We start from the raw sequence: 12,606 nt of genomic DNA, 5'->3' as shown, positions 1-12,606 counted from the left end.
TTGATGCCCTCGGGGCTTTCGTAGCCGTAGGCAAGGCCGCCGATGGTGGTGGCCTCGCCGATGCCTTCGACGCCGTCGCTGCAGCGCAGGCGCAGGACCACCAGGGTTTGCTGCTGCATGGTGTGCATCGCCAGCTTGTGCGGGCGAATGGTCGGCAGGTCCACAATAATTGCGTCGATACGCTCGATCAGGGCGTTTGTCATGGTTCGAAAGTCTCGTCAGATCAGGCCGCGGGCTGCAAACCCGCCACTACAGTTACTTGATTATTCAAGCATTGCGCGAGACCCTGAGGGCCGTCCAATATCAAATGAATCTCCCACCATACCCTGGAGGTCTGATGGAGCTGCGCCACCTTCGCTACTTCAAGGTCCTGGCCGAAACCCTGAACTTCACCCGCGCCGCCGAACTGCTGCACATCGCCCAGCCGCCGCTGAGCCGGCAGATCAGCCAGCTGGAAGAACAGCTCGGGACCGTGCTGGTGCTGCGCGAACGCCCGCTACGCCTGACCGAGGCCGGGCGCTTCTTCTACGAGCAGACCTGCACCCTGCTGGAGCAACTGGAGAACATCAGCGACAACACCCGGCGCATCGGCCAGGGCCAGCGCCAGTGGCTGGGCATCGGCTTCGCCCCTTCGACCTTGTACACGGTACTGCCGGAGCTGATCCGTGAGCTGCGCAAGGACAGCGAACTGGAACTGGGCCTGAGCGAAATGACCACCCTGCAGCAGGTCGATGCACTGAAAAGCGGGCGCATTGATATCGCCTTCGGCCGCATCCGCATCGACGACCCGGCAATCCAGCAACAGGTGCTGCGCGAAGACCCGCTGGTGGCCGTACTGCCCAAGGGCCACGCCTTGGCCGGTGCCCCGCTGACCCTCGAACAGCTGGCCAGGGAAGCGTTCATCCTCTACCCCGCCAACCCCAGGCCGAGCTACGCCGACCACATCCTCGCGCTGTTCGCCCACCACGGCATGAGCCTCAAGGTCAGCCAGTGGGCCAACGAGCTGCAGACCGCCATCGGCCTGGTCGCCGTGGGGCTGGGCGTGACCCTGGTGCCGGAGTCGGTGCAACAGCAGCACCGAACCGATATCGAGTACGCCAGCCTGCTCGACCGCAGCGCAGTCAGCCCGATCATTCTCAGCCGTCGCAAAGGCGACAGCAGCCCGATCGTGCAGCGTTGCCTGGCACTGATCGCCCAGCAGGCCGAGAGTGCGCCCCTGCTTTAGCCACGCTCGAAGAAGCTGCTGCCCTTTTCCTTGAGCAGCGTCACCAGCGCCCCTGCCGCTGGCGACAGGTAGCCGTCCGTGCGCACCGACACGGCTACCGTGCGGCGCATGGTGGTCTGCTTGAGCGGCACTTCGCGCAGCCAGGACATGCCCAGTCCATGCTCGAGGGTTTCCCGGGCGGCGAAGCTGAGCAGCTGAGTGCGCGCGATCAGACGGGGCAGCAACGAGATGGCATTGGTCTCGATCTGCACTTGCGGCGCCGGCAACTGGTGGGCGATGAACACATTGTCGATCCAGCGCCGGGCGGTCACCGTCGGCCCCGCCAGCACCCAGCGGTACTGGCAGAGGCTCTGCAGGGAAATGGGGCCGGCGAAGATCGGGTGCTCGGCGCTGGCCACCACGATCGCTTCGTCTTCAAGGATGGGATACGTGGTGAACTCGGGATCCATGGCGATCTGCGGTGAAATGATCACATCCAGCCGGCCGCCGCGCAGGGATTCCTTGAGCACATCGTCCTGGGCGATGGACAGCTTCAAGGTCACGTCCGGTGCCCGCTCCAGCAACGCTGCGGTCAGGTGCGGCAACAGGTGATCGGCCATGCTCGCCGCGCAGCCCAGGCGGATGTTGCCGACCAGCCCGCTGGCGAAGTCGCGCACCTCGCGCTCGGTCTCGGCGATGTTCAGCTGCAGTTGCTTGCCCCGCGCCAGCAGCAGCTTGCCGACATCGGTGAGCTTGATCCGCCGGCCGTCGCGCTGGAACAAACGGGTACCCAGTGATTCTTCCAGGCGCTGGATGCTCTTGCTCAGCGCCGGCTGGCTGCGGTTGAGCTTTTCCGCTGCCCGGCCCAGGTGGCCCAGCTCGGCGATGGTTTCAAAATAGGTGAGGTCACGCAGGTCCATGATTCATGAATTTCAGTTATGGATTCATCAAAAGTAGAAAATAGACTTGATCGATTGCGCCGTCGATAATTTTCTCCGCTGGCGCTGCCAGCCCCCGCGTTACCGCTGCGCAAGGAGTATCCACGTTGCACACCGCCCTACCCCCCGCTTGCAAAACCCTCTCCCAATGGCTCGCCCTGTTGATCTGCGCCGGTGCGTTCGGCCAGTTGCTGCATGCCCTGGCCGTACCGGCCGGGTTGTTCCTCGGCCCCATGCTGGTGGCCATCGTCTTCGGCGTCTCAGGCGCGCGCCTGCACCTGCACCGCCAGGTGTTCCGCTTCGGGCAGGGCTGCGTCGGCCTGCTGGTGGCCCACTCGGTGACCTGGGCGGTGCTGGTGTCGATGGCCCAGTCCTGGCACCTGATGCTGCTCGCCACCTTCATCACGGTGTTGCTAAGCGCCCTGGTCGGCCTCGGCACCGTACGCTTCGGTGGCATCCCCGGCAGCACCGCCGCCTGGGGTACGGCACCGGGAGCGGCTTCGGCGATGGTGTCGATGGCCGAGGATAATGGCGCCGACGGTCGCGTGGTGGCGACCATGCAATATGTGCGGGTGGTGTGCGTGGTGATGATCGGCTCGCTGGTCAGCCACCAGCTCGGCGCCACGCCGGGCGCAGGCGCGGTGGCCCATGCGCCGGTGGTGCTGGAAGGCCCGCACCTGCTCGACAGCCTCCTCAGCCTGGGCGTGGTGCTGGTGGGCATCACCCTCGGTAACCGCCTGCCTGCCGGTGCCTTGCTGACACCGCTGCTGCTCGGCGGCGCCCTGCAACTCAGTGGGCTGCTGACCATCCGCTTGCCCGAGCCTCTGCTGGCCGTTGCCTACGGCGCCATCGGTTGCTACATCGGCCTGCGCTTCGACCGGCAGACCGTGCGTTATGTGTGGAAGCGCCTGCCGACCATGATTGCCGGGGCGCTGGCGTTGATCGTGCTGTGCGCCGCTTGCGCCTACCTGCTGGCCCTGGCGATGGGCACGGACTTCCTGTCGATGTACCTGGCCACCAGCCCAGGTGGGCTGGATGCCATGGCGATCATCGCGGTGGAAACCCATGCCGATGTCGGGTTGGTGCTGGCGATGCAGACGTTGCGGTTGTTCGGGGTGATTCTGACGGGGGCCTTCTGTGCGCGGCAGATCATTCGCCTGACTCGGGGGTAGAGGGTTGCGGCGCCACAATCCCCAAGTCAGGCAGGCGTGATCAACCCTACCCTTGCAATGCAGCCTCGATCTTTGCCACATCGATCTTGCCCATGTTCATCATGGCTTCGAACGCCCGCTTGGCCGCGGCCTTGTCGGGGCTGGCGATGGCGTCGAGGAGAACACGCGGGGTGATCTGCCACGAGATGCCCCATTTGTCCTTGCACCAGCCGCAGACACTTTCGACCCCGCCGTTACCCACGATGGCCTGCCACAGGCGGTCGGTTTCGGCCTGGTCCTCGGTGCAGACCTGGAACGAAAACGCCTCGCTATGTTTGAACGTGGTGCCGCCATTGAGCCCCACGCAGGGTATGCCCATGACCGTGAACTCGACGGTGATAACGTCCCCGGCCTTGCCCGAGGGGTAGTCGCCAGGGGCCGGGTGTACTGCCACCACGTGGCTGTCGGGAAAGGTCCGGGCATAGAAATTCGCCGCTTCTTCGGCATCCTTGTCGAACCACAGGCAGATCGTGTTCTTGGCAGTCATGGCAAGACTCCAGTTGAGTACAGAAAGCCTTGAGTCTAGCCCTTCAGCCCTGGCTGGCGATGGCTGCGGCCAGCGCAGCGTCGCTCACCGTCGATTGCGGATGGGCCTGGCGGTAGTCGCGCAGCGCCTGCTGCAGGCGCGGGCCGCACAGGCGACCGTTGGTCGCGACGTAGGCCAGGGCATCGTCCCGGGCGGCTTCACTGCTGCTGCGCGGGTGGCTGGTGGACTCACTGAGCGCCGCCGTGCCCAGGCTGCTGCCGATGGTGAAATGGTCGGTCACGCTGCCTTTGCCATCCATGGCCCAGACCTGACTGCAACACAGCAGGACCAGGGTGCTCGATAAACCGGATCGTTTCACGGGGCGGGCCTACCTGATAAAAAGGCAAGTTTTGCACAGCAGCACAAGCGCTGACCATGCGCGTGAAACCTCGCCGTTACCAGGATAACGGTCAGAAATACCCTACCTGCACAGGAGAAACATCCTACAACCCACCGATTCCCAGGCACTGCATCATTCCTGACAAACCTCACAAGCGACTTTTCGCAGGGAGATACAGGTTTGTCGGATTTCAAGTCAAAATTGCAGCACCTCAGCGCCGAACAGATCGAGGCGTTGTACAACGAATACATCGGCGGCGAGCGAATTGCGCTGCTGCTCGAACGCTACGCCATCGATATCGCCCCCAGCAGCCTGATCAAGGCCTTCCCCCCGGTGCCTTGTGCCGAACTCAAGTGCCCTTACTGCGAAGTCAGCCTGTATGAGCGGCGCAAAAGCCGCTCGGCCAACAGCTGGAACGACAACCTGGCCTACTGCCCGAACTGCGCCCATCGCCATTACTTCCCAGGGCGTAACAAATGGCAACGCGAATGCACCTGCGTGCCGTGCCAGGCGGCACGTGAACGGGCCAGGCAGGCAAAGGCCATCGAACAGCGCAAACGTATCCACGAACACTGGTCATTGGCCAAGCGCCTGCCCGTGCCGTTGCACACGCTGCCGATCACCCGCCAGTTGCAGCTGCTGGCCATGCTCGAGATACGCATGGATGCACAAAGGGATTGCATCCAGGCGGCGGAAAAAAACCTCTCAGACGCGCGCATCAGCCCCTCGTCGAGCATGGATTCGGCCATCCTGCTGGCACTGCACGAAGATCAGATCCTGCTGGTTGACCCCGATTCACCGCTGGATGCCTTCAGCGACGACCCTACGCCGAAGGCGTGGCAGAACAAAGTCCGCTGGATTGCCAATGTCAGCCTGGATTGCCCGCAGCGGGCCAGCGTTGTCCCCCTTTACCGCGCACTGCACAAGGCGCTGTCCAATGGCCCGCAGCCGCAATGGCATGACGAACTCGTCGCGGCCATCAAGCAACTGTGCAACGAAGAAGTCTGTGCCTACATCGCCACCCGTAGCGCGGAACACGGCCTGCCCTTCGAGGCCAGGAAGAAAGCCGCCGAAGTCGCTGCGCAGTTGCTCGAGGCGCACCCCGTGCGGCACATCTGGTCACTGGCCAACACCGCCGTCCGTGGGGCGCTGTCATTCATCGCTCGCGCCCAGGTCAACAAACTCCATGCCGCCAACACCATTCCCGGGAGCATGCTGTCGCTGAGCGAACGCGCCATCCGGGAACGCTGGCAGTTCACTTTATCGAGCTACGACCTCCATACCCCGCGCTCAGGCTTCAGCCAGGCGCTGTTCGACGTGCTGTTGCAACAGCATGATCACGGCCTGTGCCGCAAGGTCAGCGACTACATCGCAGAACTGCCGGGGAATGCGGATAGCAACGGTTGCACGCTGTTCTGCGCCAAGTGCGGGTCGAACCTGGTACATGTGCAGGCTGGGCCTCGGGAAACCATCGTCAATTGCAAGGACTGCCTGGCCAGGACCTTGGTGTCGACCTGACCGACACCGCCAGCCGGTTTTGACCAGCCTATCGGCTCGCTAGCGTCAGTGCCGGCGAGGTTAGTTAACTGGGCATGGGGCAATTAGCTAAAAAAAGCGCCCCGACCGGGGCGCCAAATCATTCACCGCTTACCAAAGGAGCTTGAACGCTTGCAAAGGTGAATTCACAGCACCGACAGCGGGTACTCGACGATCAGCCGCACCTCGTCCAGGTCCGACTCGAACGCCGTGGCCCGCGTGGTTGCCTGGCGCACGCGCAATGACAGGTCCTTGGCCGCGCCACTCTGCACCACATACTTGACCTCGATATCCCGCTCCCAGCGCTTCTGGTCAGTCAACGGGTTGCCGTCTGCGTCGCGGCGCATGTAGAAGGCGTTGGCGTGGGTGTAGTCAGCGTCGCTGCCTTTGCCGTAACGGGTCATGAACGACAGCCCCGGCACCCCGTAGGTCGCCATGTCCAGGTCATAGCGCAGCATCCACGAGCGCTCCTTGGGCGAGTTGAAGTCGCTGTACTGGATGGAGTTGTCGAGGAAGATCGAGTCGGACTGGCGCAGGTAGTCGAAATCGTCGTCACCGTTATTGCGCTGGTGGCTCAGCGCCACAGTGTGAGCGCCATAGCGCACCCCGACTTTCGCACTCCAGATGTCGTTGTCGAACGCACCCAGGCGCTGTTGGCCCTCATCGACGGCCTTGTAGTAGTTGAGGCCGCCGATCAGGGCGAGGTCGCCGTTCAGCGGCCAGACGGCACTGGTACCGGCGTAGTACTGGTTCCACACATCCTTGAGCCGGCTACTGAACAGGCTGACACTCACATGCTCGTTGAGGTTGTAGTCGCCGCCGCCATAGGCGATCCACGGCGAGTCCACCGGGCCGCCATAGAAGGTCACGAAATTCTCGCGCATGTCGCTGGAGACCGGCTGGCTCATGGCATGCAGGCGGCCGGCCTGCAGGGTCAAATCCTTGAGGCTGGTGTTCTCCACGGTCACACCGCGAAAGCTCTCCGGCAACAGGCGCGAATCGCCCGCAGCCACGACCGGGTTGGCCGGGAACACATCGCCCAGCTTGAGCACGGTATCGAACAGTCGCACCTTGGCGGCACCGCCCAGCTTGGTGTATTCGTCACGCGCCTGGCCGTCGTGGTCGACTGGCAACACGTCGAACGAACTGCGCCCGCCGTTGCGCCCACCGCCGGTGTCCAGCTTGACGCCGAGCATGGCGAAGGCGTCCAGGCCGAAACCCACCGTACCTTGGGTGAAGCCAGACTCGAAGCGGGTGATGATGGCGTGCGCCCAGGCCTCGGAGTAGCCATTGCTTGCAGGTTGGGTACTGCTCTGCACCGGGGCAGGCCCGTCGCGGTTGTCACGGTTGAAGTAGAAGTTGCGGTTGAGCACGTTGAGCGTGCTGCCCTCGACAAAACCTTCAGGGGTTTGTTCGGCGGCGTTGGCCAGTGCGCTGACGCCAGACAGCGCCAGGCATGCCGCCAGGGACAGGGGGGCGGTTCGGGTCATCCGAGGCTCCTTGGGTGACGATTGTTGTTGTGTCGGCGGAGTCGGAGAGTGAGGCCCGGCGGATAACGCCAAGGTGATCGGCGAATTACAATCGTGTCATGCGCGCGCAGCGGCTCTAGCTCGGCTTTTGCAACATTCTGTGGGCAATTCCTACGCCAAGCAGTGAACCTGCTTACAAAAATGCGGTCTGTCCCTCACGGTCAATTCACCGACCGGTTCGCCGGCCCCGTTGCTGATCTACAGTTACCGGGCCTATTTTTCCTGTTGCAGCGAAGACCCAACATGCCTGAATCCCGCCCAGCCTCCCTTGCCCTCCCTGCCCTGCGCGGCAGCCTGCTCGCCGCCCTGGTGGCACTAGCCGTCCCCGCGCATGCCGAAGAGCCGGCCAGCGATGCGCGCTGGGTCAGCGACAGCCTGAGCACCTACGTGCGCAGTGGCCCGACCGATGGCCACCGCATCGTCGGCACGCTCAAGTCCGGGCAGAAACTCACCCTGATCGGCAGCCAGGGCAACTACAGCCAGGTGCGTGGCCAGAACGGCGACCTGGTGTGGATCCTCACCAGCGACCTGCAGTCGGTGCCGGGCCAGAACGAACGCCTGCCGCAACTCGACGCACAGGTGGCGGAGCTGTCCGGGCAGCTCAAGACCATCGATGACAGCTGGAAGAACCGCGTGCAGGGCATGCAGGAAACCCTCGACGCGCGCAAGAAGCTCATCGATGAACTGCAGGCGCGCAACCAGGCGCTCAACGAACAGCTCGACCAGAGCCAGTCGAGCCTGCGCGACACCCAGGCACGCCTGGGCGACGAGAACAAGCAGGTGATGATGCGTTACATGGTTTATGGCGGCAGCATCGCCGGTGCTGGCCTGCTGGCGGGGCTGATCCTGCCGGCGCTGACCCGCGGCCGCAAGAAGAACGACCGCTGGTTCTGACCCTCAGTCCGCCTGCTGGCCCTGCAGGCGCCCGCTCCAGTCCTCGACCTGGCGCTGCTCCAGGCGCCGCTCCAGGGTCTTGCGCCAGGACGGCACCAGCGGCAGCGCCAGGCACTCGCGCAACAACTCCAGCTCCAGGCGTTTGTCGAACAGCACCGCTGACAGGCGTGCCACCGACCATGCCGGATGTTGCCGCTCGACCAGCTGCAGGGTATCACCGGCCTGCGCGCGGCCCTCTTCCACTACCCGGTAATACCAGCCGGTGCGACCGCTTTGCTGCACGCGCAGGGCCATCTGCGCCACGCCGAAACGGTCGTTGAGCTTCCAGCAGGGCATCCGCCCTTGGGACACTTCCAGCAGCGCCGTGCCGACGCGAATGCGGTCACCCAGGCAGATGTCCTGTTCACGCCAGCCGACGCTGCTGATGTTTTCGCCAAAGGCGCCTGGTTTGCCCAGCAGCGGATGCTCGCCCAGCTCTTCGGCCCAGGCCTGATAGTGTTCGCGTGGGTAATGGTGGATGGCTTTGTCGATGCCGCCATGCACGCGCAGGTCGCCTTGCTCGTCGCCTTCGATGCCCAGCAGGGTCACCTGGCGGGTGCCGGCCTGGGGATGCTTGTCGATAGCGCTGCGTGAGCCCGGGCGGGTGAAGGGTTGGGCGAGGCCGGTGAGCAGGTGGTCGAGGGTGGCGCTGGCCAGGGGCATGGCGGGGATCTCGTGGAAGCCTAAAGCGCGCAGCTTACACGAGCTGGCCTGTGCCGGCTTCTTCGTGGGCAGGGCCGCGAAGAAGCCGCACAGCGATCGGCTTACTTGCCTCGGGCCTTGTTGTAAATGGTCTTGGCCCGGTCAGCCGAAGCCTGGCACTGGGTCCAGTCCTGCTTTGCCTGCGAGGCCTTGGCCTGTTTCAGCAGATCATGGTAGTCATGCGCCATGCCGCCATGCAGCGCCTGGCCGTCGGTTTTATTGATGTATTCCAGATCCTTGACCTTCGCCGCGCATTCGCTTTTGGGGTCGGCATGGGCGGTAAAGCTCAACACAGAGGCAATCACCAGCAGAGGCACGAATTTCATGGGTTTCATGGAGCGTTCTCCTGGGAAATCGGAATGATCATCGAGAGACATTTGGCTCGACGCAGGGAGAAGCATAGACGGCGATGGAAAGGGCTGTGTCGGTTCAGCTTAGCGGTCGGGGGGATGAGGGAGTTGCTCGGCTGGAGAAGGCATGAGGGCTGACAGGTGCTTGCCACACCACTTTCAGCGCCTGTGAGATCGAGCGCCGCCCGCGCGGCGCTTCGCGGGGCAAGCCCGCTCCCACAGTCTGTTTCGGGCCAGTTACTCCTGTGCAAGTACCGGTGCCCGCCTTAGTGCATGACTGGAGATCAAAGGGAAGCGGGTGCGCCCAACTCACTATCGAAAGGTACAAACAAGGCGGATAGTGGAGACCTCACAGGAGTAACTGGTCCGAAACAGACTGTGGGAGCGGGCTTGCCCCGCGAAGCGCCGCGCGGGCGGCGCTCGATCTCACAAGCGCTGAAAATGTTGTGGCAAGCACTTGTCAGCCCCACCGAAGGTACTGCGAAAAACACCTGCCAGCCCCACCGATGATGCTGCAACAAACACCCGGCGCCCCTACTGCCGCAACCGCTCCAGAGCCTCCAGCACAAACCCCGTAGCCCGCTCCACCTCGCCCTCCCGACAGGCAATCCCCAGCTGGCGCCACAACCCCGGCCGCAGCGGCCGCCGCGCAATCCGCCGGTCCAGCTCGGCGGCTTCGCCTTCCTGCGGCAACAAGGTCGCGCCATAGCCGGCGCCTACCAGGCTCTTGATCGCATCGTTGTAGTTCAGCTCGATCCGCGGTTCGGGATACAGGCCTGCCGCCGCAAACCACTCACCCGTCACCCGCGACAGCTGGGTACTGCTGTCATTGAGGATCAACGCGCGCTGCCCCAGCCAGGCCGGGGTGACCTTGGCCGGCGGCTGCCACTCGGCCGGCACATACGCCAGGATCGGGTCACGCCGCCAGGGCGTGAGCCTGACGCCCTTGCCGGCCACCTGGGGCAGCGCCACCAGGCCGATATCCAGCGTGCCTTCACGCAAACGCGCAAGTGAAGCCTGGGAGGTCAGCACCTGAACCTGCACGTCGATACCCGGGTGCGCCACCCGCAGGTGCTCCAGGGCCTTGGGCAGCAGATGGGCAATGGCACCGGTGGAGGCGCCCAGGCGCACACGCCCGGTCAGGCCCTCGACCTGACGGCGCACTTCGTCCAGGGCCAGGTCGGCGTCGGCCAGCAGGCGCCGAGCGCGGGCCAGCAAGGTCTCGCCGACGGCCGTGGGGCGCACCTGGTTGCGGTTGCGGGTCAGCAGCGGCGCGCCGACCCGCGCCTCCAGCTCGGCCACGTGCAGGCTGATGGTGGGCGGCGCCAGGTTGAGCTGGCGGGCGGCTTCGGCAAAGGAACCCAGGTCGGCGATCACCACCAGGGTGCGCAGGCGATCGAGGCTGATTTCGCGCATGGGTGGCGATCCTTGATTCATCAAAACTGAATGTCAGCATCATGATATTCAAATTTTCTTTATCAGCGCCACAGGCGAGCATAGGCCATCCCCTCCCCTGATCGGACCCCGACCATGCACACCCCAGTTGTTTTCATCGACGGCGACCAAGGCACCACCGGCCTGCAGATCCACGCCCGCCTGCACGGCCGCAACGACCTGCGCCTGCTGACCCTGCCCGAGGCCGAGCGCAAAAACCCGCAGCGGCGCCGCGACGCCATCAACAGTGCCGACATCGCCCTGCTGTGCCTGCCCGACGACGCTGCCCGCGAAGCCGTGGCGGCCATCGAAAACCCGGCCGTGCGGGTGATCGACGCCAGCTCTGCGCACCGCACCACGCCAGGCTGGGTCTACGGCCTGCCGGAACTGGACGGGCAGCAGGCCGAACGTATCGCCCAGGCCAAGCGGGTCAGCAACCCTGGCTGCTACCCCACCGGCGCCATCGCCCTGCTGCGCCCGCTGGTCAAGGCCGGCCTGCTGCCGGCCGACTACCCGCTGAGCATCCATGCCATCTCCGGCTATTCCGGCGGCGGTCGCGCAGCCGTCGAGCGGCACGAGGCGCCTGGCGCTGAACATGCCCCGACCTTGCAGCTGTATGGCCTGGAACTGGCGCACAAGCACGTGCCGGAAATCCAGCAGCACGCCGGCCTGTCGGCTCGGCCGATGTTCCTGCCAGGTTATGCGGCCTATCGCCAGGGCATTGTCCTGAGCATCCCGCTGCAACTGCGCCTGCTGCCCGGCCAGGCCAGCGCCGAACAGTTGCAGGCTTGCCTGCAACAGCATTACCAGGGCGCCCGCCATGTGCAGGTGATGCCCCTGCACCAGCAGGGCCCGGCCACCCCACTCGACCCTGAGGCGCTGAATGACAGCAACGACCTGCGCCTGGCGCTTTACGCCAACCCCGAGCACGGCCAGGTGGTGCTGACGGCAGTGTTCGACAACCTTGGCAAGGGTGCCTCGGGCGCGGCGGTGCAGAACCTCGACCTGATGCTCGCCGCGATGCGCGGCTAAAAAGGGTTTAGACTGTGCACCCCGCGCCAACCCGGCGCGGGGTGAGCCAACCGCAGCCGGAGCCCGTCCACCGATGTTCATCCTGAGCCGCCTCGACAGCGTGCCGCCCGAGTCCTTCCAGAACCAGATCCGCGAGCTGGTGATCCACAACGTCGGCGCACTGAGCAGTGTCGCCATTCGTGCGGAAAATCCGCTGTACCCGCTGTACCAGTACGGCGTCGGCATGGAGGTGCACCAGTACCTGCAAGCCATGGACGGCACCCGCGGCCTGGCCGTGCAGCTGACCCTCGCCCTGGATGCCGACGCACCGGACCAGCTGCTCGGTTTCGCCCTGACCTTGCCGGCCCAGGACAACCCCCAGGCGTGCGCCCTGGCGTTTCTTGCCGTGGTGCCCAGCCACCGCCGCCAGGGCATTGCCCGCGCCCTGCTGGGTGACGTGCAGGCGCGCTTTGCCAGTGTCGAGCTCAATGCCTTTGCCAACCAGGTGCCATGGTTCGAAAACATGGGCATGCAGGTGGTCGCCGCCAGCGGGCCGCAGGTGCTGATGAGCAGTACCGGCCAGGCCAGTGGCGCGCTGATCGGCCGGCTGGACATTGCGCCGATCTACCAGACTGCCGAGGTGCTGCAGATTCACACCTACCTGCTCAATCAGCAGGGTGAAGATGCCATGCTCGATGCCGAGCAGCAGCGCGATGAGTGGCTGGATGAATTGACCGCCCAGGCGAAGGCCTGTGTGCGGGAGCGCAAGTCAGTGCACTGATTCGAGGGCCTCTTCGCGGGCAAGCCCGCTCCCACAGGGATCGCACAAATTTCCAGGCCTGTGCAATACCTGTGGGAGCGGCGGTTCGGCGCCCCGACATGCCCGCGAAGA

The 12,606-nt window shown here is 64.6% G+C and carries 13 protein-coding genes and 1 pseudogene; 6 read left to right on the top strand and 8 right to left on the bottom strand.

Going from position 1 to position 12,606, the window contains the following annotated elements; translation table 11 throughout:
- Positions 1-203: pseudogene (locus ACIPZ5_RS22260) on the bottom strand (muconate cycloisomerase); the annotation flags it as partial.
- 134 nt (positions 204-337) lie between these two features.
- Between ACIPZ5_RS22260 and ACIPZ5_RS22255 the strand changes: the two are divergent.
- On the top strand, positions 338-1,225 hold the full coding sequence (locus ACIPZ5_RS22255; protein WP_400810693.1) for a LysR family transcriptional regulator: 888 nt from the start codon (positions 338-340) through the stop codon (positions 1,223-1,225).
- On the opposite strand, the gene ACIPZ5_RS22250 is transcribed toward ACIPZ5_RS22255, so the two are convergent.
- Complete coding sequence (locus tag ACIPZ5_RS22250) at positions 1,222-2,124, bottom strand: LysR family transcriptional regulator (RefSeq protein ID WP_400810692.1); 903 nt, start codon at positions 2,122-2,124, stop codon at positions 1,222-1,224. The two genes, ACIPZ5_RS22255 and ACIPZ5_RS22250, sit on opposite strands and share 4 nt — an antisense overlap.
- 125 nt (positions 2,125-2,249) lie before the next feature.
- On the opposite strand from ACIPZ5_RS22250, the gene ACIPZ5_RS22245 reads away from it, so the two are divergent.
- Positions 2,250-3,314: an AbrB family transcriptional regulator gene (locus ACIPZ5_RS22245; protein WP_400810690.1), complete on the top strand. Its 1,065-nt coding sequence runs from the start codon at positions 2,250-2,252 to the stop codon at positions 3,312-3,314.
- Between the two features lie 46 nt (positions 3,315-3,360).
- Here the strand turns inward: ACIPZ5_RS22245 and ACIPZ5_RS22240 are convergent, their stop codons facing one another.
- Both ACIPZ5_RS22240 and ACIPZ5_RS22235 read right to left on the bottom strand, forming a co-directional pair.
- On the bottom strand, positions 3,361-3,840 hold the full coding sequence (locus ACIPZ5_RS22240) for a VOC family protein (protein ID WP_400810688.1): 480 nt from the start codon (positions 3,838-3,840) through the stop codon (positions 3,361-3,363).
- Positions 3,841-3,883: 43 nt separating this feature from the next.
- Positions 3,884-4,198 carry a DUF2388 domain-containing protein gene (locus ACIPZ5_RS22235; RefSeq protein ID WP_400810686.1) on the bottom strand — a complete coding sequence of 105 codons (315 nt, stop codon included), beginning with the start codon at positions 4,196-4,198 and terminating at the stop codon, positions 3,884-3,886.
- 201 nt (positions 4,199-4,399) lie between these two features.
- Between ACIPZ5_RS22235 and ACIPZ5_RS22230 the strand changes: the two genes are divergently transcribed.
- Positions 4,400-5,737 (top strand): hypothetical protein, encoded by a 1,338-nt coding sequence (locus ACIPZ5_RS22230; protein WP_400810684.1) that lies wholly within the window; start codon positions 4,400-4,402, stop codon positions 5,735-5,737.
- A 164-nt stretch (positions 5,738-5,901) separates the two neighbouring features.
- Here ACIPZ5_RS22230 and ACIPZ5_RS22225 read toward each other — a convergent pair whose 3' ends face one another.
- Positions 5,902-7,245: an OprD family porin gene (locus ACIPZ5_RS22225; protein WP_400810682.1), complete on the bottom strand. Its 1,344-nt coding sequence runs from the start codon at positions 7,243-7,245 to the stop codon at positions 5,902-5,904.
- 282 nt (positions 7,246-7,527) lie between these two features.
- On the opposite strand from ACIPZ5_RS22225, the gene ACIPZ5_RS22220 reads away from it, so the two are divergent.
- Positions 7,528-8,178, top strand: a complete 651-nt coding sequence (locus ACIPZ5_RS22220; RefSeq protein ID WP_313714346.1) for a TIGR04211 family SH3 domain-containing protein — start codon at positions 7,528-7,530, stop codon at positions 8,176-8,178.
- 3 nt (positions 8,179-8,181) lie between these two features.
- Here ACIPZ5_RS22220 and ACIPZ5_RS22215 read toward each other — a convergent pair whose 3' ends face one another.
- The 3 genes from ACIPZ5_RS22215 to ACIPZ5_RS22205 form a co-directional block, all read right to left on the bottom strand.
- Complete coding sequence (locus ACIPZ5_RS22215; RefSeq protein ID WP_400810680.1) at positions 8,182-8,880, bottom strand: MOSC domain-containing protein; 699 nt, start codon at positions 8,878-8,880, stop codon at positions 8,182-8,184.
- Positions 8,881-8,981: 101 nt separating this feature from the next.
- Positions 8,982-9,254 carry a hypothetical protein gene (locus tag ACIPZ5_RS22210; RefSeq protein ID WP_400810678.1) on the bottom strand — a complete coding sequence of 91 codons (273 nt, stop codon included), beginning with the start codon at positions 9,252-9,254 and terminating at the stop codon, positions 8,982-8,984.
- A 549-nt stretch (positions 9,255-9,803) separates the two neighbouring features.
- Positions 9,804-10,685, bottom strand: coding sequence for a LysR family transcriptional regulator (locus tag ACIPZ5_RS22205; RefSeq protein ID WP_400810676.1), 882 nt, complete (start codon positions 10,683-10,685; stop codon positions 9,804-9,806).
- 114 nt (positions 10,686-10,799) lie between these two features.
- Here ACIPZ5_RS22205 and argC point away from each other — a divergent pair, with 114 nt between their 5' ends.
- On the top strand, positions 10,800-11,735 hold the full coding sequence (gene argC, locus ACIPZ5_RS22200) for an N-acetyl-gamma-glutamyl-phosphate reductase (protein WP_261943738.1): 936 nt from the start codon (positions 10,800-10,802) through the stop codon (positions 11,733-11,735).
- A 73-nt stretch (positions 11,736-11,808) separates the two neighbouring features.
- Positions 11,809-12,495, top strand: a complete 687-nt coding sequence (locus ACIPZ5_RS22195; protein ID WP_400810674.1) for a GNAT family N-acetyltransferase — start codon at positions 11,809-11,811, stop codon at positions 12,493-12,495.
- The last annotated feature ends 111 nt before the right edge of the window (positions 12,496-12,606 follow it).

This window comes from Pseudomonas sp. NPDC089428, assembly GCF_044749325.1.
Lineage (GTDB): Bacteria > Pseudomonadota > Gammaproteobacteria > Pseudomonadales > Pseudomonadaceae > Aquipseudomonas.
Note: the sequence above shows the minus strand (reverse complement) of the source record. Positions and strands in the feature narration are given on the sequence as shown.

What these genes read in the sequence shown, in the direction of transcription:
- ACIPZ5_RS22250 (WP_400810692.1), bottom strand. Translation starts at nt 2,124, where the DNA reads ATGGACCTGCGTGACCTCACCTATTTTGAAACCATCGCCGAGCTGGGC.
- ACIPZ5_RS22210 (WP_400810678.1), bottom strand. Translation starts at nt 9,254, where the DNA reads ATGAAACCCATGAAATTCGTGCCTCTGCTGGTGATTGCCTCTGTGTTG.
- ACIPZ5_RS22225 (WP_400810682.1), bottom strand. Translation starts at nt 7,245, where the DNA reads ATGACCCGAACCGCCCCCCTGTCCCTGGCGGCATGCCTGGCGCTGTCT.
- argC (WP_261943738.1), top strand. Translation starts at nt 10,800, where the DNA reads ATGCACACCCCAGTTGTTTTCATCGACGGCGACCAAGGCACCACCGGC.
- ACIPZ5_RS22205 (WP_400810676.1), bottom strand. Translation starts at nt 10,685, where the DNA reads ATGCGCGAAATCAGCCTCGATCGCCTGCGCACCCTGGTGGTGATCGCC.
- ACIPZ5_RS22240 (WP_400810688.1), bottom strand. Translation starts at nt 3,840, where the DNA reads ATGACTGCCAAGAACACGATCTGCCTGTGGTTCGACAAGGATGCCGAA.
- ACIPZ5_RS22215 (WP_400810680.1), bottom strand. Translation starts at nt 8,880, where the DNA reads ATGCCCCTGGCCAGCGCCACCCTCGACCACCTGCTCACCGGCCTCGCC.
- ACIPZ5_RS22195 (WP_400810674.1), top strand. Translation starts at nt 11,809, where the DNA reads ATGTTCATCCTGAGCCGCCTCGACAGCGTGCCGCCCGAGTCCTTCCAG.
- ACIPZ5_RS22220 (WP_313714346.1), top strand. Translation starts at nt 7,528, where the DNA reads ATGCCTGAATCCCGCCCAGCCTCCCTTGCCCTCCCTGCCCTGCGCGGC.
- ACIPZ5_RS22255 (WP_400810693.1), top strand. Translation starts at nt 338, where the DNA reads ATGGAGCTGCGCCACCTTCGCTACTTCAAGGTCCTGGCCGAAACCCTG.